Genomic DNA, 24,392 nt, shown 5'->3' on the forward strand with positions numbered 1-24,392 from the left:
TGCTCGCAATGACGAAGGGGCAGTTCAAACCCGTTCCAGCGGCATGACCATCGCCGCGTCGCCGCCGAAATCGATCCGTCCGGTCACGCCATAGACTTCGCGCAGCCGCTCGCCCGTAAGTACGTCCTGCGGCGAGCCCTGCGCAACCAGCATACCGCGATCGATCAGCAGCAATCGCTTGCAGTAGCGCGCTGCCATCGTCAGGTCGTGCAGCACCGTCACCACCAGCGCGCCGCTTCGTGCCTCGGCGGACAGCAGTTCCATGACGTCGATCTGGTGCCCCGGATCGAGCGAGGCCAGCGGCTCGTCCGCCACCAGCCCCGGCGCGCCCACCGCCAGAGCCCGCGCCAGCATGACCCGCGCGCGTTCACCGCCCGACAGTTCGGTTGCGGTGCGCCCCGCAAGGTGCAGCACGTCCGCCCGGTCCATTGCGGCATGGACGGCGGCGTGGTCCTCTTCCCCAAGTCGCGACATCGGCCCGAGACCCGGCAGGCGGCCTAGCGCCACCAGCCGCTCGACGCTGAGCGGCCAGTGCAGCACCTGCCCCTGCGGCAGGTAGCTCAGCAGGCGCGCCAGCTCGCGCGGGGGGATGCGCGCGATGTCGCGCCCGTCGATCTCCACTGACCCGTGCGTCGCCGGGATCAGGCCCAGCAGGGCGCGCACCAGCGTGGACTTGCCCGCGCCGTTGGGGCCGATCACTCCCGTCAGTTCGCCGGGTTTCAGGGTGGCGCAGATGCCGTGGAGCACGGCGCGTCGGCGCAAGTCGACGGACAGGCCATTGATGGTCACGGTCACCACAGGCGGCGCTCCTTCAGCAGGTGGACGAGGAAGACGGGGACGCCGAGGAACGCCGTCACCACCCCCAGCTTCAATTCGCTGGCGGTGGGGATCAGGCGCAGGAGAATGTCGGCACCCGTCAGCAGCACCGCGCCCCCCAGCAGGGACGGCAGCAGCACGGCCGAGGGGCTGCGGTCGGTCAGCGGGCGCATCAGATGCGGTACGATCAGCCCGACGAAGCCGATCGATCCCGACACCGCGACCGCGCCGCCCACGCCCACCGCGACGCCCAGCAGCAGCCGCGCGCGGGTGCGGGTGAGATTGACGCCGAGCGACCGCGCCCCGTCCTCTCCCAGCGACAGTGCATCGAGCGCGCGCCCGTCGTAGAGCAGCAGCGCGGCGCCGACCGCGATGCAGGGCAGGGCGATCCAGACATGGTCCATCTGCCGGTTCTCGATCGAGCCGAGCAGCCAGGCCATGATCTCCATCGCCGCGAAAGGGTTGGGCGAAAGGTTCAGCGTCAGGCTGATCCCGGCACCCGCCAGCGTCGATACCGCAATGCCGGCGAGGATCAGCGCCAGCGGTCCTTCGGCTTTCCCGGCAAGGACGAACAGCAGCGCGAGGCTGCCCAGCGCGGCGGCGATGGCCAGCACCGGCAGCACGGCGGGGTTGAGGTCGCCCAGTCCGAAGTAGATCGCCGCCACCGCACCCAGCGCCGCCGAGTTCGACGCGCCGAGCACCGAAGGTTCGGCCAGCGGGTTGCGCAAGTATCCCTGCAGTGCGGCACCTGCGAGCCCGAGCATCCCGCCCACCATCAGGGCGACCAGCGTGCGCGGCAGGCGCAGTTCGAACAGGATCGCGCGGACCACCGGATCGCCATGGCCCATCGCCGCATCGACCAGTCGTGCGGTGGGAATGGCGACCGCGCCCAGCGTCAGCGAGGCGAGGGCGGCCGCGAGGATGCCGATAAGAAGGACGGGAAGCAGCGCCCGGTTACGGGCGCGGGGCACGGGAATTTCAGGCACGAACACCTCTGGCTGGATCGGCTCCCCGTCACGCTTGTGTCCCGGGGTCGTGTTGCTATGGGAACGCCATGATGGCGATTTCGGCTTATCTTCGTTCGGCCTGTCTGGTCCTTTGCGGACTGGTCGCGGTTTGCGGCGTCTCCCTTTCTGCCGGACCCGCTGACGGGCCGGTATCGAGGGGGTCTGTATCGCGTCCGAAGCGGATCGTCTCGCTGAACTTGTGCGCGGATCAACTGGTGCTGGCGCTGGCGGATCGCGGGCAGATCGCCGGGCTCACCCGCTATGCCGCCGATCCCGCCATGTCCGCCGAAGCGGCGCGGGCGAAGGGCCTGCCGATCCTGGGCGGCTCGGCCGAGGAGATCATGGCCATCGACCCGGATCTCGTCGTCGGGATGCCCGCGCGGCGCAATCCTGCGATCAAGGCGCTGAAGGCGCGCTACCCGGCCGTCGATCTCAAGTCGGCCGACAGCTACGCGGCGATCCAGCGCTCGATCCGCGACGTCGCGCGTGCGGTCGGCCATCCCGAGCGGGGCGAGGCGCTGATCGCGGGCATGGAGCGCGACCTTGCGCGTCTCCCGCGCGTCCGCGCGGGCGTGGTGGCGGCCTACTGGCAGCGGCGCGGATATCTGACCGGCACCGGCACGCTGATCGACGACCTGATGACGCGCGTCGGGGTAACGAACCTTGCAGGCAGGCTGGGCAAGCCCGCGCTCTCGCAGATGGGGATCGAGGAACTGGCGGCCGCGCATCCCGACGTGATCGTGGTCGACAGCGCGACCGACAAGGTCGTCGACCAGGGCACGGCGATGATGCATCATCCGGTGCTGGACGGCATCCCGCGCGTCGCCATTCCGCAGGCCTGGACGGTCTGCGGCGGCCCCGCCTACGTCAAGGCGGCGCGGGCGCTGGTGCAGGGCGTCAACGCACGCTGACATGCGCGCCTGTGTCCAACCGGGCCTGCCAGCCCTTGCGCTCGAGTTCGGGCACGTCGTCCGGTTCCTCCGGATAGCCGAGGCAGAGAAGGGCGACGAAGCGCCATGACGGCGCCGTCTCCAGCAGATCGGTGACGAAATCGGGCTGGACGATCGACACCCAGCCGAGCCCGAGCCCTTGCGCTCTTGCTGCCAGCCACAGCGTATGGATCGCCATGACCACCGACCACTCGCGCGTCTGCGGCATCGTCGCCGCGCCAAGGCCCATGCCGATGGGTGTGGCCTCGTCGCAGAACACCGCGACGACTTCGGGGGCATGGTCGAGGGCGTGGAGTTTCAGCGCAGCATAAGTGGCGTGGCGCTCGCCCTCGTAGGCGGTGTCGCCCGCGCGGGAGACTTCGGCATCGGCATGCGCGGCGAGGGTTTCACGCAAGGCCGCCGAACGCACCCGCACGAAGCGCCAGGGCTGCGAATTGCCCACCGAGGGCGCCAGTTGCGCGGTCGCGAGCAGTTTGGCGACAAGCCCCTCATCCAGCGAATCACGCCGGAAATGCCGCACGTCGCGCCGCCATGCGAGCAGCGCGGAAAGGTCTTCGCGGAATGAAGGGGAGAAGGTGGGGGCGGTCATCTTACGTCGTCATCCCAGCGAAGGCTGGGACCGCTATCGTCACTTCAGGAGGCCAACTTTCGTCAGGGCGCCCAGCCGAGGGTTGGGCACGAACAACGATGGCGGTCCCAGCTTTCGCTGGGATGACGGGTTGCATCAGAACTCGATCCCCGTCTGCGCCTTCACGCCCTGCTCGCGGAAGGGGTGCTTCACCAGCGTCATCTCCGTGACGAGATCGGCGGCGTCGATCAGCCCCTGTGGTGCATTGCGCCCGGTGACGACGACATGCTTCATCTCCGCACGCGCGGTCAGCACCTCAAGCACTTCGTCAAGCGGCAGGTAGTCGTAGCGCAGCACGATGTTCAGTTCATCCGCCAGCACCATGTCGTAGGCCGGATCGGCGACCATGCGCTTCACCTCGTCCCACGCCTCACGGGCGAGGGCGATGTCGCGGGCGCGGTCCTGGGTGTTCCAGGTGAAGCCTTCGCCCATCGCCTTGAACTCGACGTTGTTCGGGAAGGCGTCGAAGACGGCTTTCTCGCCGGTGGTCATCGCGCCCTTCACGAACTGGACGACGCCGACCTTCTTGCCATGCCCGATCATGCGCACCACCATGCCCAGCGCGGCGGTGGTCTTGCCCTTGCCTTTGCCGGTGTTGACGATCAGCAGGCCCTTTTCGACGGTCTTGCCCGCCATGATGCGGTCATGCGCGGCCTGCTTCTTCTTCATCTTCTCGGCGTGCTGTTCGTCGGTGCGTTCGGCCATCATCATGCTCCTGAGACTTGGGCGAGCAGCAGGCCCGCGCTGTTCGATCGGGGTTTCCAAAGGCCGCGCTCCAGCGCCTCGGCCAGCCGTGCGGCGGTTTCGCGAAGGGCGGCTGGGTTGGCCTGCGCCATGAATTCCCGCACCGCCTCGTCCTCGATGAAGGCGGCGTGGACGGCGTCGAAGTGGTGGTCCTTCACCGCGCTGGTCGTCGCGGCGAAGGCGAAGAGGTAGTCCACCGAGGCGGCGATCTCGAACGCGCCCTTGTAGCCGTGCCGCATGACGCCCGCGATCCATTTGGGATTGGTCACGCGGCCGCGCACGATGCGGCCGATCTCGTCCGCCAGCGTGCGGATGACGGGGCGTTCGGGGCGCGAGTGGTCGTTGTGGTAGCTGACCGGCGCGCGGCCCTTCAGGTGTTCCACCGCTGCGGCGATGCCGCCCTCGAACTGGTAATAGTCGTCGCTGTCGAGCAGGTCGTGCTCGCGGTTGTCCTGGTTCTGGACCACCGCGTCGGCCTGCGTCAGTCGGGCGGCGTAGAGGTCGCGTTCGGCATCGCCCTCGACACCCGCGCCATAGGCGTAGCTGCCCCAGTCGAGGTAGACGTTCGCGAGGTCGGCGCGGTCATGCCACAGCTTCTCGTCGATCATCGCCTGTAGGCCGGCGCCGTAGGCCCCCGGCTTGGAGCCGAACACGCGGGCTCCGGCGCGGCGGGCGGCGACGACTTCGTCCTGCCCCTCAGCGGCGAGCATCGCGGTTTCGGCGCGGTGGCGGGCGGCGGCGGGGTTGTCCTCGGCGCTTTCCTCCAGCGCCATGACGGCGCGGGCGGCGCTGTCGATCAGGTCCATCTGTTCGGGGAAGGCGTCGCGGAAGAAGCCCGAGACGCGCAAGGTTACGTCTACGCGCGGGCGGCCGAGTTCGGCGAGCGTCATCATCTCGAACCCGGTGACGCGGCCTGAAGTCCACTCCCAGCGCGGGCGCACGCCCATCAGTGCGAGGGCCTGTGCGATGTCGTCGCCACCGGTGCGCATGTTGGCGGTGCCCCATGCGGAGAGCGCGATGGCGCGGGGGTATTCGCCCTCGCGCTGGAGATAGTCCTCCACCATGAGCTGCGCCGATCGTTGGCCGAGATCCCAGGCGACGGCGGTGGGCACCGCGCGGGTGTCGACCGAGTAGAAGTTGCGCCCGGTGGGCAGCACGTCCGGGCGGCCTCGGGTGGGCGCGCCGGAAGGTCCGGGGGTGACGAAGCGTCCGTCGAGCCCGGCGAGCAGGGCGGCACTTTCGGCGGGGCCGCAGGCGTCCACGCGCGGGGCGAGATCGCTGGCGATGGCGCGGAGGACGGCGCTCCCCTTGCCTCCCCCAACTTCGTCACCCTGAACTTGTTTCAGGGTCCATCGGGCCTCGGGCGCGGTGCTTTGCGGCGGCGAAACGACAGCGCCGATGGTGACACCCACCTCGGGGGCAGGCGGCGAAATGGACCCTGAAACAAGTTCAGGGTGACGAGGTGTGGGGGGTGGGGGCAGTACATCCACCCACTCCGCCGCCAGCAGTTCCAGCCGCTCCACCGTATCGCCGAGCGTGCGCCAAGGCTCGTCCGAGACCGCCACCAGCACCTCCGGCCTCGGGCCATCCCAGCGGTCCGCCATACGGCAGTCGAGCGGGTCGAACCCCAGCGCGAAATCCTCGGCCATCGCCCGCAGCAGAGAGGCTTGCCCCGGCCCGTCATACCCGCGCGGCGTTCGCGCCAGCGCCACCAGCAGGTCACGCCGCAAGCGCCCCTCCGGCGATTGCCCGAAGACGTGCAGCCCGTCGCGGATCTGCAGTTCCTTGAGTTCGCACAGATAGTTGTCGATCGCCGACAGCGCATCGTCGCCGTCGCCCTCGGCCCCGGCGTCCTTGTCGAGGCCCTGCGAGCGGGCGAGGTCGATGATGTCGCGCCGCAGCCGCTCCAGACGGCGCGGGTCCATCCCGGCGGCGAGGTAGTATTCGTCCACCAGCGCTTCGAGATGCTTGAGCGGCCCGTAGCTTTCCGCGCGGGTGAGGGGCGGGGTCAGGTGATCGACGATCACCGCGCCGATGCGGCGCTTGGCCTGCGTGCCCTCGCCGGGGTCGTTGACGATGAAGGGGTAGAGCTGCGGCAGCGGCCCGGCGCAAATCTCGGGGAAGCACTCGGCCGAGAGCGAGATCGCCTTGCCGGGAAGCCATTCGAGATTGCCGTGCTTGCCCACATGGACCAGCGCCTGCGCGCCGAACTGTCGCTCCAGCCAGACGTGGAAGGCGAGGTAGGCGTGCGGCGGCGGCAGCGCCGGGTCGTGGTAGGTTTCCTTGGCGTCGATGTTGTACCCGCGCGCCGGCTGCACCGCGACGCAGACATTGCCGAAGCGGTGGACCGGCAGACGGAACGCGCCGTCCCTCACGAAGGGATCGGCAGAGGGCAGGCCCCAGCGCTCCAGCATCTTCGCGCGCGCGCCTTCGGGCACCTCGGCGAAGGCGGCTTCATAGTCGGAGAGCGGCAGCGAAATCTCACCGGGCCGGTCGAGCGAAGTCAGATCGTTGGTCACCCCGCCCGTCATCAGCCGCATCAGCGCCTGCCCGTCTTCTGGCGCGGCGCCGGTATCGTAGCCGCCAGCACGAAGGCTGGAGAGGATCGAGGCCGCGCTGGCGGGCGTGTCGAGGCCGACGCCGTTGCCGATCCGCCCGTCGCGGTTGGGATAATTCGCCAGCACCAGCGCGACCTTGCGCTGCGCGGGCACGGTACGGCGCAGGCTCGCCCAGTTGGCGGCGAGGTGGGCGACGAAGGCCACCCGGTCCGGGGCGACGCGAGGGACGACGATCCCGCACTTGGTCACTTCGTCGAAGCGTTCGGCGGCCTTGAAGGCGACGGCGCGGGTGAACAGGCGGCCGTCGAGTTCGGGCAGCGCCACGTTCATCGCCAGATCGCGAGGGCCGAGGCCGCGTGCCGCAGCCTGCCAGTCGGCCTCCTCGACGCCCGCGAAGGCGACCTGCAGGATCGGGCAGTCGGCGCGTTCGAGCACCCCGCCGACGCGCGGCTCTCCCGATGATGAGGACGCGAAGCTGGTGGCGTTGACGATCACGTCGGGCGCGATCTCGGCCATCAGGCCTCCGAGCCAGTCGATCGCGAAAGGCTCGCGTAGCGCGCGGACATGGACGGCGGCGACGTTGAGCCCCCGCGCTTGGAGCGCCGCGACCATCGCGTCTACCGCATCGAGCGTGCCCGCGATCATCAACGCGCGGTAGAACACCAGCAGCACGACCGGCGCGTCCGGTTGCCACGAGGCCTGAAGGTTCGCCAGCGTGGGGCGATCCACGCCTTGCAGGTAGAGCCCGGCATCGGCCACCGGCACCGGGTCGTCGGGCTGGCCGCAGTCTTCGCCGATCAGCCTTGCAGCGGTGCGCAGGAACGACAGGGCATTGGCGCTGCCGCCCTGCCGCAGATAGTCGCGCAAGTGCTCGACCGTCTCGGCGGGGAGGGTGGAGGCGACCGTCAGCGTCGGATCATCCTCGCGCCCGTCGGCGATGGCGGCGAAGGCGATGCCCTTCTCGCGGGCGATCAGGGCGATCTCGTCGATGCCATAGGGCCAGTAGCTCTTGCCGCCGAGCAGCACCACGCAGACGAACTTTGCGTGAGCGATGACCTTCTCGACGTAGAGATCGACCGAATAGGGATGCCGCAGCTGCAGCAGGTTAGCGAGGCGGACGCTCGGCGCGCCCTCTGGCAGCCCTGCTGCCGCCTTGGCGAAGCAGGCGAGTTCGCTGTCCGCCACCGTCAGGATGACGATGTCGCCCGGCGGCTGGTCGAGGTCGATCGCCTCCTCGCCGTTGGAGATCGTGCCCGGGGTGGCGGAGAGCAGGTGCATCAGGCTGCGACTGTGCCCAGCACACCCGCCAGCGCGGTTTCGATGGCGGCCTGATCGAGCCCCTTCTGGCCGATCACCACCAGCTGCGTGCGGCGCGGTTCCTCGGTCTTCCACGCACGGTCGAAGAAGTGCTGGATGCGAGGGCCGACGCCCTGCAGGACGAGGCGGCTGGGCTTGCCCGCCAGCGCGACCATGCCCTTCACGCGCAGCACGTCGTGCGCGGCGATCTGCTCCTTCAGGCCCGTCAGCAGCGCGTCGAGATCGGCCACTTCGCTGCCGTTGAGGATGAAGGTGTCGAAGTCGTCATGATCGTGATCGTCGTCGAGGCCGTCGATGTGCGACTTGCGGCTGTCGAGGTCGTCCTCGGCCGCCGCGACGATGCCGAGCAGCGCGGCAATATCCACCGCGCCGTGGTCCGCGCGCACGATCTTGACGCCGGGGCGCGTCTCGGCGGCGACGGTCTTTTCCACCTCGGCGAGCACGTCCGCATCGACGAGGTCAGTCTTGTTGAGTACCACCATGTCGGCGCAGCCCAGCTGTTCCTCGAACAGTTCCTCCAGCGGGCTGTCATGGTCGAGGTTGGGATCGGCGGCGCGGGCGACGGCGAGGGCTTCTTCATCCGTGGCGAAGCGACCGGCGGCGACCGCATCGGCGTCGATCAGGGCGATCACGCCGTCCACCGTCGCGCGGGTGCGGATATCCGGCCACTGGAACGCCTTCACCAGCGGCTTGGGCAGCGCAAGGCCGGACGTCTCGATGATGATATGGTCGGGCGGAGTCTCGCGATCCAGCAGCTTCTGCATCGTCGGCAGGAAGTCGTCGGCTACGGTGCAGCAGATGCAGCCATTGGCGAGTTCGAGGATGTCGTCCTCGGGGCAGGCTTCGTCGTTGCAGCCCTTGACCAGTTCGCTGTCGACGCCGACGTCGCCGAACTCGTTGATGACGAGGGCGAGGCGGCGGCCCTTGGCGTTCTGCAGCAGGTGGCGGATCAGCGTGGTCTTGCCGGCGCCGAGGAAGCCGGTGATGACGGTGGTGGGTACTTTGCTCAAGGGTCTCACTCCCGCGCCGGCGACTTCTCGCGGTGGGGCGTACCGGCGCTTTCGCGCCAGCGCGGGGCAGGGCGACGGACAGGCGCGAAGACGCCCGGCGACCTGCTCCGCCGCGGCCCCGGGCCGCATGCGTGTCGTCGCTCAGACGGTGAACCGTGCCGCGGCCATCCCCTGGACCAAGGCAAGAGCGACCAGACGCCGGCAGGTCTCCTGGCTCGCGGGTCAACGCATCAATGCACGGCCTTCCCGAAGCCTCGCATGTCGCAGCGTCCGGCCTCAGTGGCTGCCCGTCCCGCTGGGGACAGGCGATGTGCATCGCGCTCGCCGCTTACAGTTGCAGGGACAGCTGCGGATTCGAGTGGCGAGCCACTCCCACCGCCTTCCCTTTTAAGCCCCTTGCGGGGCACCGGCGCGATCTTGTTCCCGGCGGATACCGGGGCGTGAGGGGAGGCGCAAGTGTCCTGTTGCGGCAACCCTTCGCAGCTGCGAACATTAGGCATTCAAATCCTTGAAGGAGAAGTCGTTTGTCGTCCTTGCGTTCTGCCGCTCTTGCCATGGTTCTAGCCTGCGGGATTGCCACTCCGGCGCAGGCAGATCCGATGCTGGCGGACTTCTCCTACGGGCGGCCGATCCAGCACTTCGGCTTCAACAGCCAGAACCAGACGCTCGACATGGCCTATATCGACGTCATGCCCTCCCGGCCGAACGGGCGCACGGCGGTCCTGCTGCATGGCAAGAACTTCTGCGCGGTCACCTGGGACGCGACGATCAAGGCGCTTTCCGGGGCGGGCTACCGCGTGATCGCGCCCGATCAGGTCGGCTTCTGCAAATCCAGCAAGCCCGATCGCTACCAGTACGGGCTGCATACACTGGCGGCGAACACGCATGATCTGCTCACCCGGCTGAAGATCGACAAGCCGGTGATCGTCGGGCACTCGATGGGCGGGATGCTGGCGATGCGCTATGCGCTGCAGTATCCAGGCGACGTCTCGAAGCTGGTGCTGGTCAACCCGCTGGGGCTGGAGGACTGGCGCGCCAAGGGGGTGCCGAACACCACTGTGGACAAGCTCTACGCCTCCGAACTGCGCACCACGCGCGACAGCATCAAGGCCTACCAGCAGAGCACGTACTACGCCGGGCAGTGGCGGGCGGACTACGACCGCTGGGTGGACATGCTTGCGTCCATGTATGCCGGGCAGGACGGCGCGATCGTGGCGTGGAGCCAGGCGTTGACTTCGGACATGGTGTTCAACCAACCGGTAGTCCACGAGCTGCGCCGCATCACGGTGCCGACCGTGCTGATGATCGGCGAGAAGGACAACACCGCGATCGGCAAGACCCGCGCCGACCCGGTGCTGAAAGCGACGCTGGGCGATTATCCCAAGCTGGCGCGCGAAGCTGCCGCGCGCATTTCCGGCGCGACGCTCATCACCTATCCCGATTATGGTCACAGCCCGCAGGTACAGGACCCCAAGCGCTTCAATGCCGACCTGATCAAGGCGCTCGACTGACCGCCGAGCGGATCCGGGCACGGCATTCGCCAAAGCCGATGGGTACATAGCCCTCAGCAGAGGCGGTGGCGGTGATGGTGATCTCGTCGCCGTCCTCGAGGAATGCGCGCGTCTCGCCATTGGCCAGAGTCAGGGGTGTCTTGCCGCCTTGCGACAGCTCCATGAGGCTGCCGAAGCCCTCGCGCTCCGGGGCGGAAATCGTGCCGGTGCCGAGCAGGTCGCCGGGCGTCAGGTTGCATCCGTTCGAGGCGTGGTGCGCGACCATCTGATTGACCGTCCAGTACATGTTGGTTGCCGGACCATGGCTGAGACGAAAGACGGGAAGCCCGGCTTCACGCATCGCCCGTGTGCTCAGGTGGACCTGCAGCATGACGCCGAGGGCGCCGTGTGCCTGATCATCGGCGTCGCTGAGGTAGGGGAGGGGCTGCGGGTCGCCCTCGGGTCGGGGCGGCTGGGCCACGCGGAACGGGGCGAGGGCTTCGGGCGTGACCACCCATGGCGAGATCGTCGAGTGGAAATTCTTCGACAGGAACGGGCCGAGCGGCTGGTATTCCCAGCCTTGTACGTCACGCGCCGACCAGTCGTTGAGCAGGCAGAAACCTGCGATATGCTGCGCAGCATTCGCGATCGGCACAGGCTCGCCCAGAGGATTGCCGCGACCGATCCAGACACCCATCTCCAGCTCGTAGTCCAGCCTTGCAGTCGGCGCGAACATCGGTGCCTGGGCCTCGGGCGGTTTGCGCTGACCGCTGGGGCGAAGCACCGGAACACCCGAGGGGCGTATCGAGGAGGCACGACCGTGGTAGCCGATCGGGACGTGCTTGTAGTTGGGCAGCAGCGGGTTGTCGGGGCGGAACTGGCGGCCGACATTGTTGGCATGGTGAATGCCCACGTAGAAGTCGGTGTAGTCGCCGATGCGGGTCGGCAGGTGCAGTTCGCAGGCTTCGGCGGGGTGCAGCATCGGCTCGACCAGCGGACGCCGTGCCTCGTCGCACAAGACGTCGGACAGCGCGCGGCGCAGGGCGCGCCGGTCTTCGGCGGGGATCGCCATCAGCCGCGCCATGCTGCAGTCGCTGCAGATCTGTGCGAGGCCGGATGGCACGAGCCCTGCCGCTGCCAGCGCGTAAAGATCGAGCACGCTGTCCCCGATCGCCACGCCGATCCTGGGGGGTGTCGCCTCGGTCGTTGAGAAGACTCCGAAAGGCAGGTTCTGGACCGGGAAGTCGCGGTGACCGTTGGCCCCTTCGACCCAGCTCGAGCGGGCAGGGTCATGCGTTTCGTCGATGGTCCACCAGTTCACTTGCGTTCTCTCCATGTTTCTTCGTCGTCGCGGACCTGCTGCCCTTATGAGGGCGGGGTCCGGGACGGTTGGCCCTCAGGGTTCCACCGACAGGTGGCACCGCGCGGCAATGGCGCATCTAAAGACCGGCAGCGGTCCCGGATCAAGTCCGGGACGACGATCGTCGTCAATCCTGCTGCGGCTGGGGCACGTCGAGGCGGGCGATGAGACCGCCTTCCGGCGCTGCGGCGAAGGAGAGCTGACCATCGAAGCGTACCATGAGCCGGTGGGCGGTCGGGATGCCGAGGCCGAAGCCCTTGGTGTCGCGGGCGCGCGCAGCATCGAGGCGGAAGAACGGGTCGAGAATCGCCTCGAAATACGCGGAAGGGATGCCCGGGCCGGAATCGGCGATCTCGATGCGCCAGCGGCCCTCGTGGCGGCCAATCGCGATCCGTGCCTCGCCGCCGAACTGGATCGCGTTTTCAACCAGTGCGGCCAGCGCCAATTCCAGCGGCTCTCGGAACGTCCGGGCGAGGGCCGGGGCGGAGGCGTCGAAACGGGCGCGCGCTCCGTAGGGATGCAGCACATGCGCGACCAGTTCGGTGAGGTCGAGCGTCTCGGCCTGTGCATCAAGATGCTGCGCCCGCAGGAAACGCTGGAGCGAGGCGAGCAAGGCTTCCATCTCGTCCACGCTGGAGAGGATGACGCTGCCCAGTTCTGTGTCGTCGATCAGTTCGGCGGCGACTTTCTGGCGCGAAAGGGGCGTGCGCAGATCATGGCTGATCGCCTCGAACGACCTGGCCTGGTCCTGCAGCAAACGGGCGATCCGCTCCTGCATGAGGTTCATCGAATGCGCGAGCGTGCGCAGGTCCGGCGTGCCGCTTTCGGCGACGACCACTTGCCGGCCGTGGCCGATGGCATCGGCCGCGTCGCTCATGCGGCGCAGCGGGCGGGTCAGGACGTGCAGCGCGACGAGGCCGATGGCGAGGAAGGCAACGGTCGTCGCCAGGGTCAGCACCGTCGCGCGCAATGCGACCGGCCACATCGCGTTGATGTCGCGCGAACGGAAGTTGAGCCAGTGCCCATCCGCGAGCCGGATCGCGCCGACGAGGTCGCACTTGCCGCCCGGCGGCCCCTGCATCGCGAGGCGCAGCGAACGTCCGCCCAGCGAAGGCTCCCACTCGATGATCCGTCGCTCGATCCGCACGAGCGACTTGTCGGAGGTGGGCGTCGCCACGCTGGGCCCGTTCCCGACGGCGGCGGCAAGGTGGCGGGTGCTCATTGTCGGCGCGGTCAGGCGGGGGTCGGCGGAGTGGATGCGGTCGCTGACCACCAGCAGTTCGGCGATGCGGCGAGCGTGATCCTCATTGAGCGTCTGCCGGTCGATCGACTGGTAGAACACGAGGCTGGCAGCCAGCTGCAGCACGCCCAGCAGCATGAACACGAGTGCGACATAGACCGCGAAACGCGGTGCGAAGGGACGGGCCACCTCTTGTTCCTCTCCTGCGGCGTACCTGCCCGGCCGCACGATGCCGGTATGCCTCTACCGGTTTTGCACACACCCCGGCGGCTCCCGCGTCAACTGGAGGGTGGGCTCAGCAATGATTTGATACGCAATGGGGCGGGATCGCAATGGTTCACCGCCGGGGCGGCAATCTTGACAAATGCCGCCCGCCTCTGGAACTCGCGGGGGAGAAGAGCAGGCCTGCAACTCGATCCGGAGACCCGATGCCGATCATTGTCGACAAGCAGGAGCGTCGATCGCTCGTCCTGTCGGTGGCGTTCGACGTTGTGGCGGACAGGGGCATCGACGCCTTGACCTTCCGCGAGATCGCAGCGGCGACCGAGTGCAGCACCTCGATCGTTTCGCACTATTTCCGCAACAAGAACGAGTTGCTCTTCGGCGTCTACCAGCTCGCCAACGAGCGCGCGCGGGAAAGGCTGCAGGCTGCTTTCGACGCCGGTTTGCCGCTGCTCGACTGTTTCGGGGAGATTCTGCCGCTGTCGGATGCATCCAGGGCGAACTGGCGCGTCTGGATCGCGTTCTGGGGGCGCGCGCACCTCGAGCCCGAATATCTGGAGGAGCGTCGCGGCGCGGCGGAGCACAGCCTCGAACTCTACCGCCGGATGCTGGTGCAGCGGGGCGGGCAGGGTGACGTGCTGTTCAAGGCGCGCCGCGTGATCGCCTCCGTCGCAGGGATCGCGCTCGAGGCCTGTTTCGCGCCCGACGACTGGACCACCCCGCGCATGCGCGAGGTGCTGGCGGCCGAACTGGCGGATCTCGGCTTCGATGCCGCCGCATGAGGGCACCTGTTTAATCTGACAGGCATTGCACGAAAAACATCGCGCTACTCTTCCCCCATGGCGCCGAGTCCTTCGCGAAGCAATCGCAAGGCAGGCGCGACATGGGAGAGACCGATGATCCGTCACGTCGTGATGCTGAAGTTCAAGAAGGACGCCGACCCCGCCAAGATCGACCTCTTCATCGAGGAGGTGAAGAAGCTGTCGCATCTCAACCGCGAGGTGCGTGACTACAGCCACGGCAAGGTCGTCCACACGCGCTTCCACTCGGGCGATTTCGACTTCGCCAACTGCTGCGACATCGACACTTACGAGGCGATGGAGCGGTATATGTCGCACTGGTCGCACTTGAGGATGACGCCGTTCCTGCCCGACATCCTGGAGAACATGATCTCGTTCGACTGGGAGATCGACTACCACGGCCCCGCATTCGACGAGACGCTGGCGGCCGAGGAAGCCGAGCGCGAGAAGGCGCGCGTCCTCAAGGTCCATGAAGACCCGGCCAAGGCCTACGTTCCCGAAGTGCGCGGCCAGACCCGCGAGCGCGCGCGCGAGATGTGCGCGGTCGCCGGCGTCACCCTGTCCGAGGACGAGGAGGAGATCATCGGCTCGGTCTGGGCGCCGAACCGCATCATGTTCGTCACTCCCGACGCCGGGACCGAGGTGCCCAGGGGCTCCGAGATCAGGATCGGCATCACCGGCGACTGGCTGACCGGCCCTGCCGTTCCGGGCGGCGACGCCCCCGCCTGGTAAGACAGCCGCATACGGCGGCAGGCACGGGAGAGAGGCGATGACCACGATGAGAGAGGCCTATGGCGACGTGGCGGAAGTCCTGCTGCGTTTCGTCGAGGAACGCACGACCGACCAGACCGGCGCCACCATGCAGGTGCCGGTCGAAAGCTACCTCGACCGCGAGCGATGGCAGCGCGAGATCGACCTGATCTTCCGCAGCTTGCCGTTGATGATGGCCTTCACCATCGAGCTGCCGGAAAAAGGGGACTACAAGGCGATGGAGCCGATGGGGGTGCCGATCCTCATCACCCGCGCCGCGGACGGTCGCGCCCGTGCCTTCCTCAATGTCTGCCGCCACCGGGCGATGAAGCTGGTGGACGAGGGGCGCGGGAACTGCCGCGGCTTTTCCTGTCCCTACCACGGCTGGACTTACGCCGGCGATGGCCGCCTGCTGGGTGTCGCCGAGGCATCGACGTTCGGCGAGATCGACAAGGCGACGCTCGGCCTTACCGAACTGCCGTGTCAGGAGGTAGCGGGGATGATCTTCGCGATCCTCACCCCCGGTCTGCCGATCGACGTACCCGCCTTCCTTGGCGGGATGCTCGACGACTTCGCGGCGCTGAAGCTGGAGACGTGGTACTTCCACAAGTCCCGGCCGATGGTCGGCGCGAACTGGAAGGTGGCCTATGACGGTTACCTCGAAGGATACCACTTCCAGGCCGCGCACCCGGAAACGGTCACGCCGCGCACGCCGTCCAACCGCGCCTTCTACGAGGCGTTCGGACCGCATATCCGCCTGTCCTATCCGCAACACCGGATCGTCGAACTGCACGACGTCCCGCGAGATCAGTGGGGTGAACGGGAAAACCTCAACTACGATTTCATCCGGATGCTGTTCCCGAACTTCGCCATGTTCCTGGCTCCGGAGATGTGTCAGGTCGCGCAACTGTTCCCCGCCGAGACGCCGGGCCGCAACGTCACCATGATGAATTACATTTTCCCCACCGCGCCGCAAACCGACGAGGAACGCGAGGCGCTGGACCGGATGAGCGACTTCTTCTTCGATGTGGTCGAAAAGGAGGACTACCTCATGGGCCTGCGCGTGCAGCAGGGCCTGGAGGCGCAGCGGACCGGCTTCGTCACATTCGGCCGTAACGAGTTGGGCAACCAGTATTTCCACCGCTGGGTCGATCATTACCTGTCACAAGGAACAGTCCCGCCGCCGCGCCTCAGGGCAGACTGAGTTTGCGCCGTTCCGCGCCACGCCACAACACAACAGAGAGGATTACCCAGGCCATGATCGTGCTTGCCGGACACCTGAAGACCGCCCCGGACCTCGTCGAGGATCTCGCCGCCACCCTGCGTGGCCTTGTAGAGTCGACGCTGAAGGAGGACGGCTGCCTCAATTACCATTTCGCCATCGACGATCCGGCGGCAGGTACTGTCCTCGTCTATGAGCGCTGGCGCGACGAGGCGGCGCTGGCGACCCATCTGTCGCAGCCTTCGGTGACCGGCGTGCTCGGCAACTGGGCCGCGCGTATCGATACGTCCGGCGTGCGCAAGTTCGACACCTCGAACGAACGCGGGTTCATGGACTGACAGGCACCATCGGGAGAGAGATCATGCAGAACCGCCGTATCGTGCTCGCCTCGCGCCCAACCGGAGTGCCGTTGCCAGAGAACTTCCGTGTCGAGGAAGTCGAACTGCCCGAACTGGAAGATGGGCAGGTCATGCTGGAGAACCGCGTCTTCGCCATCGATCCGGCGGTGCGCGGGATGCTGGACGACGTGAAGAGTTACCTGCCGCCGGTGCAGCTTGGCGGGCTGATCCCGACGATGGTGCTCGGCCGCGTGGTCAAGTCGCGCAATCCGGATTTTCGCGAGGGCGACTATGGCCGCGCCTTCATCGGCTGGGAGACGCATTCGGTGATCGCCCCGGGCAGCGTCGGGTTCGAGAACGTGCGCGTTGCCGACGACCTGCCGCTTACCGCCTACATGGGGGCGTGCGGGTGGTCGGGCATCACCGCCTACGTCGGCCTCAAGCGCTTCGGCGAGATGCGCGCGGGCGACGAGGTGCTGATGAGCGCGGCGGCGGGCGCGGTCGGCTCGGTCGGCGGGCAGGTCGCGAAACTGTCCGGCTGCCGCGTGGTCGGCACGGTCAGTTCGGACGAGAAGGCGCGCCATATCGTCGAGGACCTGGGCTTCGACGGGGCCATCAATTATCGCGCCGCCGCCGATCTCGACGCCGAGATCGCAAGGCACTTCCCGGACGGCATCGACCTCTATTTCGACAATGTGGGCGGCGTCACGCTCGATACCGCCTTGCCGCGGATGAAGGCGTTCGGGCGCATCCCGGTTTGCGGGATGATCGCCAACTACAATCACCAGACCGAGCCCTATCGCGTGCGCAACCTCTGGCAGGTGCTGGTCAACCGCATCACGATGCGCGGCTTCCTTGCCTACGAGGCTGCCGACATGCTGCACGAGGCGGAAGATGCCCTGGCGAACTGGGTGCGCTCGGGCCAGTTGATAGCGACGGAGAACGTGGCGACCGGACTGGAGGCCACGCCGGATTCGTTCATTCGCCTGATGTCGGGCGAGACCACCGGCAAGACGCTGGTGCGTCTGGACGAGACCGTATCGACCCTCGCAGACTGGAAAGCGCCCGCCCATGCCTGACGCCATCGAGCAACTCGTCGCGAAGGCGCGGCTGACTGAACTGGTCGCGGAGTACGCCAACCTCATCGACTGGATCGACTGGGCGCGGCTGGACACTGTGTTCTGGCCGGAATCGACCTTCGATTTCGGCATGTTCAAGGGCGACTTCGCACAATACCGCAAGTTCGTCGCCGAACTGGAGGAGGGCTATTCGCGCCGTCTCCACATGTTCGGACTGCCGACGATCATCCTGTCGGGCGACCGTGCCCGCATCGACGCGGGCTGCGTGATCGTGTGCCGCACGGATGCGCCCGCGCCGGGGATCGATGACACGTTCTGGGGGCGCTATCTCCTCACCGCCGAGAAGCGCGGAGAGGAATGGCGCCTGTCCGGGCTCACTTACGTCCTCAACCTCTTCGACCGCGTGCAGCGGCAGGCTGACGACCGGGGAGGGCCGATGCATTTCGGCGACGGGCTTTCGCCCGCCCACCCGTTTGCCGTGTCGCGTTAGCCCCGGCTGTCTCCGGGCCAGGTTTTCTGCGCAGCCCATGCTTCTACGCCGAGGCGGCCGAGCTGTTCCTCCACTGTCCGGGTCATCGCCGAGCCTTCCGCCGAGCGGCAGCCCATGTTGTAGGTGAGCGCCGTGCGGCGGCCGTCCGCGCCGATCCATTCGAGCGTCACGCTCGACATGTCGGTGGCCGCCTCGGTACAGGCGTGGGCAAGGTCCTCGCCGGTCTGCGGCCGCATCGGGGCGAGGGCGCGGCGCACGTCCTCGTATGTCGTGCGGCCGACCGAGTGGGAACGCTGGCCCAGCACGGCAGTATGCCGCTCGCCGGTGAAGTCCACCCGACCGGCGGGCGTCACGGCGACCTTGTACACCGGGCAGAAGCCGAAGCACGGCCCGCGCGATATGCGCAGTTCCTCCCCCGCCAAAGCGGGGGAGGAGGCGCCGGGCCGCACGCGGGGGGCGCAGCTTAACAGCAGCCCGGCGCCCAGGACGATGCCGCAGAGAAGTGGTCCACGCATCGTGCCTGTCCTTACCAACCGATGGTCACGGAGCCGCGCAGGGCGAGATCGACCCGGCCGTGGCGATCCTCGGCGGAGAGTTCGCCGCCCATCGTGAAGCCCGACGAACCGCCGATCGCCCGCAGGCGCGCGAACCAGCCGCTCGTCGCGCCGTCGCCTTCCAGCGTGAAGTCGTCGCCGCCCTCGAAGTGCGCGGTGGTCGAGCCGATGCCGCCATTGACGATCTCGCGCCAGCCGCCTTCGGTTTCCATGCGGAACCAGTTCTCGTCGCGCGCCTTCATGCCGAGGAAGTCGATGCCCACGGTCATGCTGGGGTTCACCGCCAGTTCGTCGCTGGTGCGCGAGGCGACGGTGAGGTTCAGCTTCTCGCCGCCGGTTTCGGAGTAGCCGTCTTCCTTCAGGCGCACGTAGTCGACCGTCACGCCCGGACGGAAGAAGAAGAACTGCGAGCCGCCCTCGATCGCGGCGCCGCCCGCGAAAGTGACGAACTTGCCGTCCCACTTGCCGTCCATGGTGCGGCGGACCGTCTCGGAACCGACCATGCCGTAGAAATTGCGCTCGCCGTCGAACTTGGCCGTGCCGGCCGAACCGCGCGCGAAGGCGCTGACCGGGCCGAACTTGCCGCGCCAGTGCGCCGCCAGTTCGAAAGCGTCCGAGTTCACGTCGGTCAGTTCGCCGTTCTTGTGGTTGTTGTTGATGTAGGCGACGGTGCCGCCGAACTTGCCGATGCCGGTCTGGTACTCGGCGGTTGCCGACCAGGCATAGCCGTTGAGCTTGTAGGCGGCGGTGTTCCCCGCCTTACGGTCGCTGCCCCAGATTGCCATGTTGAGCGTGGTGGTGAAGCGGCCGCTGGCGGTGATCGGTCCCTGCGGGTCCTGCATCTGGCGGGCGAGGGCGCGGGTGCCGAGGCTGATGCCCTCGAAGCCGCCGCCTGCGTGGTCGGGCAGCATCTGGCCCACGGCCGAGCGGAAGGCGTCGCCGTTGGTCAGGCCGAGGAAGACCTGCTCGATCTTGTCGTCCTTGGCCAGCTGCTTGAACACCGCGTCATAGGCCGCCGCGCCCGAGCGGTTGAGGCCCAGCTCGCTGACCGTGCGGCGCGAGACATCGACGACGATGGTGTTGGCCGCCGCATCCTTGTCCAGCTCCGCCTTGAACATGAAGGGGACGAGGTCGGTGTTGGTGGCCAGCTTGTCGCGGCCGGTCAGGCTGCCTGCGGTGAGCACCTGATAGGTGCCTTCCGCCGTCGAGACATCGGCAAGGCGGATCGCCAGCTTGGAGCCTTCCGCGAACGTCGCGTTGCCCGACACGGTGTAGGACGATCCGGCGCCTGCGGTCTTGTCGAGCGTGACGAGGACTACGCCGGTGCTGCCCACATCGAGCGAGGCCATCGAGGCGGGCTTCTTGATGTCGAGCAGGCCGCCCGAGACCTTGACCGCCAGCTGCGAGGAGTTGGCGATCGAACCGGAGAAGTACGCGCTGCCCGAGATGTTCAGCACGTCCGCGCCGCCGCCGAAGTCCATGGCGCCGTTGAAGCCGCTGGAGCCTGCCAGCGAGACGGTGTCGGTGCCGCCGCGGAAGCTCACGTTGCCGGTCTGCACTGCGTCGCCCGAAAGGCCTAGCGTATTGTTGCCCGCGCCGAACATGACGTTTCCGGTGAGGGTGCCGTCGGCGAGGTCGAGCAGGTCGTTGCCGCCCGCAAACCACACGTCGCCGACGATGGCGGGCGCAGTCACGCCGGAGGCTACCTGCGTCTGCTTGATGGTCACGTCGCCGGTCGCGGCGCGCAAGTCGATGGCGATGTTGCGCGTGCCGTCCTTGGCGCCGGTGGCCGAGATGGTGCCCGCGTTCTCGATCAGGTTCAGCGTGCCGCTGGCATCGACGATGGCGGTGGCCGAGCCCTTCTCACCCGCGACTGCCTTGATCGTGCCGCTGTTGCGGATGGTCGGCAGGTTGCCGCCCGCGTCGATGCGCACGGCGGTGGCCAGCGCATTGTCGGCATTGCCCGATGCGGCGGCGATGTTGCCGGTGTTCTGCAGCTGTGGCGTCGTCGCACCCGCGCCGATGCGCAGGGCCGTGGCGTTGGCGCCATTGGCATTGGCGACGACCGATCCCGACACGCCGATGCCGTTGGCGATGGTCACCGCGCCGCCGCGTCCGCCGATGACGAGGCCATTGGCCGCGACGCCGGAGTAGAGGCCCTGGCCCTCGACCGAACCCTCGACGATCAGGCCGAACTTGCTGCCGGTGTTTGCGACCGGGCCGATGGTGACGGCGTGGTCGGCCGCGCCCACCTGCATGGCGGCGGCGCTGCCGTAGGAGACGACCTTGGCGGTGCCTTCCTTGCTGTCGTCGATGCCGTCACCGTCGGAGTCCGGCTTCGCGGGGTCGGCCTTGGGTGCGGCGGCGAGCACGATGCCGCCGGTCACGTTGCCCTCGACGATCAGCGCCGAGCCGCCCTGTAGCAGATCGTCTGCATCGAGCTTGGAGGCGTCCGTCGGCGGTGTGGTGTAGCGGTAGCCGGTGGCGGCGACGGTGCCCTGGACCACCATCGCGCCGTTCACGTCGCCCGCGAAGCGCGCGCCGATGGCGTCCTTGCCCTGCGCCGAGACGGTGCCCGCAAGCCGCACGTTGCCGTCGATGCCCTGCGCCGAAACGCCGATGGTGCGGTCCCCGACGACGGTGGTGGAACCGTCATGCGTGAAGGCGCCGGTCAGCTTGCCGCCGAGCTGGATGCCCGCTGAATCGTTGCCCTCGACGATGATCTTGCCGTTCTGGGTCAGCTTGCCGGTGTGGTCGCCCTGCGTGCGGATGCCGACGCGGTTCGATCCGAGCGCGAAGGGGCCGTCGAGGTCGCCGTCCTTGTCGGTGTCGGTCGGGGTGTAGGTCTCATCGACCGTGATCGTGCCGGTGTTGGTGATGTCGCCGCTGGCGCCCGCGACCGAGTTGATGCCGACTGCGCCGTCGGCATTGGTGATGGTGATGTTGCCCGCGTTCGTGACCGCGTGGTTGCTGTCCTGCGTGACTGCCACGCCCGAGGTCAGGACGACCGAGCCTTCGGCGGTGATGTTGATGGCATCCGCTGCACCGCTCTTGATGGTCGAGGTGCGGATGGGGGCGGTGAGCTTGGTCTTGACGTCTTCGGCATGCGCGGCCGTCGCGAAGGCGAGCACGGCGGTGGTGGCAAGCAGGGTCCTGGCAGTAAGCTGGGAAGGCATCTTCGTCCCTTTTAGGTCTGTAGTCTGACCTTGAGACGGAGGCGTCATTTGGGAGCCTTGGAAAAAAGTTCCCGTCGCGGCGATTTAAGTCTGACGCCTTCTTGCGTGCTTGTCCCTAGCCGTTCGTCATTGCGAGTACAGCGCAGAAACCCAGCGCGGTTTACGCAGCCCTGGATCGCGTCGCCGCGCTCGCAATGACGAACGGAGGGTTCAGAACCGCGCGTCCAACCCCACGCGAACGGTACGCGGCCGAAGCGGCGTCGTCTGGTCCCGCCCGGTGCCGAAAGGCGTTCCGAGCGAGAAGCGGTTGCCGCGCGAATTGGTCAGGTTGTTCACCGTCAGCGTCACGCCGTAGCGTTCCGTGCCGAGCCGGACATCCGCTCCGCTGTCGAGATAATCGCCTTGCGGATCGCCCAGTTCCGGCCCGATGCCGAGGCGCGACTTGCCCACGTAGCTGGCCCAGCCATTGGCGTTGAGGCGCAGGTTCTCCCCGATCTCGCGGTTCCAGCCGAGGCTCATCCGGCCAGAGAACTGCGCGATGTTGGGCACCTGCATCGACCGGGCGAGAGTGGCGTCGAGCAGGCTGGACGACGACAGGTCCTGCGCGGGCATCGACCGTGCGACGAGGCCGAGGAGTTCCGCCGGGGGCTGGTCCACCTTGCTCTGGTTCCACGTCGCCCCGGCCTCCAGGCGCAGGCCACGGAGCAGTTCGACGCCGCCGGTCACGCTGGCCGACCACACGCGGCCGTCGCCGATGTTGGCGGTGCTGGGCAGGCCCGAATTGTCGATGAAGTCCGCCTGGATGTCGCGCCAGCGGGTGTAGGATACGCTGGCGGCGAGGTCGAACGGGCTGAGGCCCGGCTGCCCGTGCTTCACGCCGAATTCCCAGGTCCGCGTCCGGTCGCTCTGGAAGCGGCGGACGAAGTCGCTTTCGATCGCGAAACCGCCGGGGCGGAAGCCTTCCTGATAGCGCATGTAGAGGCTCGTCGCCTCCAGTACCTGCGCGTTCAGCGCCAGCGAGGGCAGCACGGTGGTCGTCGTCCGGTCGGCGGTGACTTGCGCGCGCGCGCGCGCCATGGCGAAGGACACGGCGGGCAGCACGTCCTCACCCGAACCGCCGAGCCGCGAATGGGTGAGGCGTCCGCCTGCCGTCGCCGTGAGGCCGGGACGGATGCGCAGGCTGGCTTCGGCGTAGAGCGTGAATTCGTCGATGGTGTTGCGCACGCCGGTGGAGGCGGTGGTCGCGCTGAACTCCTCGAAGCTGCGCGTCAGTACCGTGCGGTTGTGCGTATAGCTGGCGCCGACCAGCCAGCCGAAGCCGCCTGTCTCGGGCTGCCATATCCGCGTTTCGTGCGCGACCATGCGCGTGCGGTTCTCCTGCGAGAACAGGCGCGGCGCGTCGGGATCGACGGTGGCGTCGTAGCGTTCCTCCAGATGCTGCCGTACAGCGCCGGTAGTGGACCGCACGCGCACGTCGCCGATACGGCCGGAGATCACGAACTGGCTCATCAGGTAGTCCGCATCCGAACCCTCGCGCACTTGCGCGCTGCTGGTGAGGGGTGGGCGGGCGTTGCGGCCCGCGTACTGGCTGTCGCGCGCATCGGTGGACTGGCCAAGGCCGATGAGGTCGACGGTCCAGTCCGGGGCGATCCCGGCACGAAGCGCGGCGCGGCCGCCGAGGATGCGCGTGCGGTTGACGTCCTTGCGGCCGAGCAGCGGCTTGTCGATATAGCCGCCGAGCGTCGCCGCATCGAAGTTGGCGCGCAGGGCCATCGAACTTCCCAGCGGCACGTTGACCATGGCTGCCCCGTCGCCGCCCGGTCCGCCGCTCCGGGTGAGCGAGCCGCCGACCGAGATCGCGCCGCCCGCTTCGCCCAGGACAGGCGGATTTGGGACGAGGCGGATGATACCGCCCAGCGATCCGGCGCCGTAGAGCGTGCCCTGCGGCCCCTCCAGCACCTCGACCCGCGCCATGTCGGACAGGCGCAGGTCCGGGTCGGGCGCATTGTAGCTGAGGCGCAGGTCGCCGAGATACTGGCCCACTGTCGCCTGCGTCGGCCCGGTAAAACTGGAATCGGCGATGCCGCGAATGAACAGCTTGTTACGCCCGCTGCCAAGGTGCGTCGAGGTGACGGTGGCGACCCGCTGCGTGATCTTCTCGGTGCCGCCGACGCCGCCCGCTTCCAGCGATTCGCCGTCTAGGATGGTCACTTGCCCCGGCAATTGCCCGATGGTGAGATCGCGCTTGGAAGCGACGACGACGATGGGATCGGCCGCTTCCGCCTCGACGGCGACGGGCACCGATGCTCGGGGCGGGGCAGGGCGGGAAGACGGCGCCCTTGCGACGGCGGCCGCTTCGATGCGCCATGCGCCGGGCGCGACGGGAACCGCGCGTGCGCCCGCCTTGCGCGCCAGCAGGCGCACGGCGTCGTCCGCGCCCATCCGTCCTCGCATTGCCGGAACCATGCGTGCGGCGACGGAAGGATCGGTGACGATGATGCTGGAACGGGTCTGGCGCGCGAGGTCGATGGCGACCTGTCCTACCGAGCCGCCGCGCGTATCGACGGCTACCGCCTGGGCAGAGGCGGCGGCGGGCATGGCCGTTGCGGCCGCCACGATGCAGATGGCGCCGCGCATCGTC

General features: G+C 67.9%; 19 protein-coding genes and 1 riboswitch. Of the genes, 8 read left to right on the top strand and 11 right to left on the bottom strand.

Annotation, left to right across the window (positions count from 1 at the left end; translation table 11 throughout):
* Positions 1-24: 24 nt before the first annotated feature.
* Both ACODRZ_RS12140 and ACODRZ_RS12145 read right to left on the bottom strand, forming a co-directional pair.
* Entirely contained in the window at positions 25-798 is a 774-nt protein-coding gene (locus tag ACODRZ_RS12140; RefSeq protein ID WP_488972821.1) for an ABC transporter ATP-binding protein, read from the bottom strand.
* The gene (locus tag ACODRZ_RS12145) at positions 792-1,802 is read right to left on the bottom strand and encodes a FecCD family ABC transporter permease (protein ID WP_488972822.1); all 1,011 of its coding nucleotides are present in this window, start codon (positions 1,800-1,802) and stop codon (positions 792-794) included. Before ACODRZ_RS12145 ends, ACODRZ_RS12140 begins: the two co-directional genes overlap by 7 nt.
* Before the next feature lie 71 nt (positions 1,803-1,873).
* Between ACODRZ_RS12145 and ACODRZ_RS12150 the strand changes: the two genes are divergently transcribed.
* Positions 1,874-2,734, top strand: a complete 861-nt coding sequence (locus ACODRZ_RS12150; protein WP_488972823.1) for an ABC transporter substrate-binding protein — start codon at positions 1,874-1,876, stop codon at positions 2,732-2,734.
* On the opposite strand, the gene bluB is transcribed toward ACODRZ_RS12150, so the two are convergent.
* The 4 genes from bluB to cobW form a co-directional block, all read right to left on the bottom strand.
* The gene (gene bluB / locus ACODRZ_RS12155; RefSeq protein WP_488972824.1) at positions 2,721-3,362 is read right to left on the bottom strand and encodes a 5,6-dimethylbenzimidazole synthase; all 642 of its coding nucleotides are present in this window, start codon (positions 3,360-3,362) and stop codon (positions 2,721-2,723) included. The two genes, ACODRZ_RS12150 and bluB, sit on opposite strands and share 14 nt — an antisense overlap.
* 135 nt (positions 3,363-3,497) lie before the next feature.
* Positions 3,498-4,106, bottom strand: coding sequence for a cob(I)yrinic acid a,c-diamide adenosyltransferase (cobO, locus tag ACODRZ_RS12160; RefSeq protein ID WP_488972825.1), 609 nt, complete (start codon positions 4,104-4,106; stop codon positions 3,498-3,500).
* A 2-nt stretch (positions 4,107-4,108) separates the two neighbouring features.
* A complete protein-coding gene (cobN, locus tag ACODRZ_RS12165; RefSeq protein ID WP_488972826.1) occupies positions 4,109-7,981 on the bottom strand; it encodes a cobaltochelatase subunit CobN in 3,873 nt (1,290 codons plus the stop codon).
* Positions 7,981-9,030 carry a cobalamin biosynthesis protein CobW gene (gene cobW, locus ACODRZ_RS12170; RefSeq protein WP_488972827.1) on the bottom strand — a complete coding sequence of 350 codons (1,050 nt, stop codon included), beginning with the start codon at positions 9,028-9,030 and terminating at the stop codon, positions 7,981-7,983. The genes cobN and cobW overlap by 1 nt, the downstream gene beginning before the upstream one ends.
* A gap of 183 nt (positions 9,031-9,213) precedes the next feature.
* Positions 9,214-9,456: riboswitch (cobalamin riboswitch) on the bottom strand.
* 98 nt (positions 9,457-9,554) lie between these two features.
* Between cobW and ACODRZ_RS12175 the strand changes: the two genes are divergently transcribed.
* On the top strand, positions 9,555-10,541 hold the full coding sequence (locus ACODRZ_RS12175; protein ID WP_488972828.1) for an alpha/beta fold hydrolase: 987 nt from the start codon (positions 9,555-9,557) through the stop codon (positions 10,539-10,541).
* Here the strand turns inward: ACODRZ_RS12175 and fahA are convergent.
* Both fahA and ACODRZ_RS12185 read right to left on the bottom strand, forming a co-directional pair.
* Complete coding sequence (gene fahA / locus ACODRZ_RS12180; protein WP_488986202.1) at positions 10,525-11,856, bottom strand: fumarylacetoacetase; 1,332 nt, start codon at positions 11,854-11,856, stop codon at positions 10,525-10,527. The genes ACODRZ_RS12175 and fahA overlap by 17 nt on opposite strands.
* A 151-nt stretch (positions 11,857-12,007) precedes the next feature.
* On the bottom strand, positions 12,008-13,309 hold the full coding sequence (locus ACODRZ_RS12185; RefSeq protein ID WP_488972830.1) for a sensor histidine kinase: 1,302 nt from the start codon (positions 13,307-13,309) through the stop codon (positions 12,008-12,010).
* Between the two features lie 239 nt (positions 13,310-13,548).
* Here ACODRZ_RS12185 and ACODRZ_RS12190 point away from each other — a divergent pair, with 239 nt between their 5' ends.
* From ACODRZ_RS12190 to ACODRZ_RS12215, 6 genes are all read left to right on the top strand, one after another.
* Positions 13,549-14,124 (top strand): TetR/AcrR family transcriptional regulator, encoded by a 576-nt coding sequence (locus ACODRZ_RS12190; protein ID WP_488972831.1) that lies wholly within the window; start codon positions 13,549-13,551, stop codon positions 14,122-14,124.
* A 114-nt stretch (positions 14,125-14,238) separates the two neighbouring features.
* Positions 14,239-14,874 carry a Dabb family protein gene (locus ACODRZ_RS12195; RefSeq protein WP_488972832.1) on the top strand — a complete coding sequence of 212 codons (636 nt, stop codon included), beginning with the start codon at positions 14,239-14,241 and terminating at the stop codon, positions 14,872-14,874.
* A 37-nt stretch (positions 14,875-14,911) separates the two neighbouring features.
* Positions 14,912-16,096 (top strand): aromatic ring-hydroxylating oxygenase subunit alpha, encoded by a 1,185-nt coding sequence (locus ACODRZ_RS12200; protein WP_488972833.1) that lies wholly within the window; start codon positions 14,912-14,914, stop codon positions 16,094-16,096.
* A 53-nt stretch (positions 16,097-16,149) separates the two neighbouring features.
* Positions 16,150-16,452: a putative quinol monooxygenase gene (locus tag ACODRZ_RS12205; RefSeq protein WP_488972834.1), complete on the top strand. Its 303-nt coding sequence runs from the start codon at positions 16,150-16,152 to the stop codon at positions 16,450-16,452.
* Between the two features lie 23 nt (positions 16,453-16,475).
* A complete protein-coding gene (locus tag ACODRZ_RS12210; RefSeq protein WP_488972835.1) occupies positions 16,476-17,531 on the top strand; it encodes an NADP-dependent oxidoreductase in 1,056 nt (351 codons plus the stop codon).
* Positions 17,524-18,021, top strand: a complete 498-nt coding sequence (locus ACODRZ_RS12215; RefSeq protein WP_488972836.1) for a nuclear transport factor 2 family protein — start codon at positions 17,524-17,526, stop codon at positions 18,019-18,021. The genes ACODRZ_RS12210 and ACODRZ_RS12215 overlap by 8 nt, the downstream gene beginning before the upstream one ends.
* Here ACODRZ_RS12215 and ACODRZ_RS12220 read toward each other — a convergent pair.
* The 3 genes from ACODRZ_RS12220 to ACODRZ_RS12230 form a co-directional block, all read right to left on the bottom strand.
* Positions 18,018-18,536, bottom strand: a complete 519-nt coding sequence (locus ACODRZ_RS12220) for a DUF6438 domain-containing protein (protein ID WP_488972837.1) — start codon at positions 18,534-18,536, stop codon at positions 18,018-18,020. The genes ACODRZ_RS12215 and ACODRZ_RS12220 overlap by 4 nt on opposite strands.
* A gap of 11 nt (positions 18,537-18,547) precedes the next feature.
* The gene (locus ACODRZ_RS12225) at positions 18,548-21,751 is read right to left on the bottom strand and encodes an autotransporter outer membrane beta-barrel domain-containing protein (RefSeq protein WP_488972838.1); all 3,204 of its coding nucleotides are present in this window, start codon (positions 21,749-21,751) and stop codon (positions 18,548-18,550) included.
* A 210-nt stretch (positions 21,752-21,961) separates the two neighbouring features.
* The gene (locus ACODRZ_RS12230; RefSeq protein ID WP_488972839.1) at positions 21,962-24,388 is read right to left on the bottom strand and encodes a TonB-dependent receptor; all 2,427 of its coding nucleotides are present in this window, start codon (positions 24,386-24,388) and stop codon (positions 21,962-21,964) included.
* Positions 24,389-24,392 lie beyond the last annotated feature (4 nt).

It is taken from the genome of Novosphingobium sp. FG90, assembly GCF_057808725.1.

Bases quoted from the DNA above. Each gene is read 5' to 3' on its own strand.
- ACODRZ_RS12150 (WP_488972823.1), top strand. From the start codon at position 1,874: ATGGCGATTTCGGCTTATCTTCGTTCGGCCTGTCTGGTCCTTTGCGGA.
- bluB (WP_488972824.1), bottom strand. From the start codon at position 3,362: ATGACCGCCCCCACCTTCTCCCCTTCATTCCGCGAAGACCTTTCCGCG.
- cobO (WP_488972825.1), bottom strand. From the start codon at position 4,106: ATGGCCGAACGCACCGACGAACAGCACGCCGAGAAGATGAAGAAGAAG.
- cobN (WP_488972826.1), bottom strand. From the start codon at position 7,981: ATGCACCTGCTCTCCGCCACCCCGGGCACGATCTCCAACGGCGAGGAG.
- fahA (WP_488986202.1), bottom strand. From the start codon at position 11,856: ATGGAGAGAACGCAAGTGAACTGGTGGACCATCGACGAAACGCATGAC.
- ACODRZ_RS12190 (WP_488972831.1), top strand. From the start codon at position 13,549: ATGCCGATCATTGTCGACAAGCAGGAGCGTCGATCGCTCGTCCTGTCG.
- ACODRZ_RS12195 (WP_488972832.1), top strand. From the start codon at position 14,239: ATGATCCGTCACGTCGTGATGCTGAAGTTCAAGAAGGACGCCGACCCC.
- ACODRZ_RS12200 (WP_488972833.1), top strand. From the start codon at position 14,912: ATGACCACGATGAGAGAGGCCTATGGCGACGTGGCGGAAGTCCTGCTG.
- ACODRZ_RS12205 (WP_488972834.1), top strand. From the start codon at position 16,150: ATGATCGTGCTTGCCGGACACCTGAAGACCGCCCCGGACCTCGTCGAG.
- ACODRZ_RS12210 (WP_488972835.1), top strand. From the start codon at position 16,476: ATGCAGAACCGCCGTATCGTGCTCGCCTCGCGCCCAACCGGAGTGCCG.
- ACODRZ_RS12215 (WP_488972836.1), top strand. From the start codon at position 17,524: ATGCCTGACGCCATCGAGCAACTCGTCGCGAAGGCGCGGCTGACTGAA.
- ACODRZ_RS12220 (WP_488972837.1), bottom strand. From the start codon at position 18,536: ATGCGTGGACCACTTCTCTGCGGCATCGTCCTGGGCGCCGGGCTGCTG.
- ACODRZ_RS12225 (WP_488972838.1), bottom strand. From the start codon at position 21,751: ATGCCTTCCCAGCTTACTGCCAGGACCCTGCTTGCCACCACCGCCGTG.
- ACODRZ_RS12230 (WP_488972839.1), bottom strand. From the start codon at position 24,388: ATGCGCGGCGCCATCTGCATCGTGGCGGCCGCAACGGCCATGCCCGCC.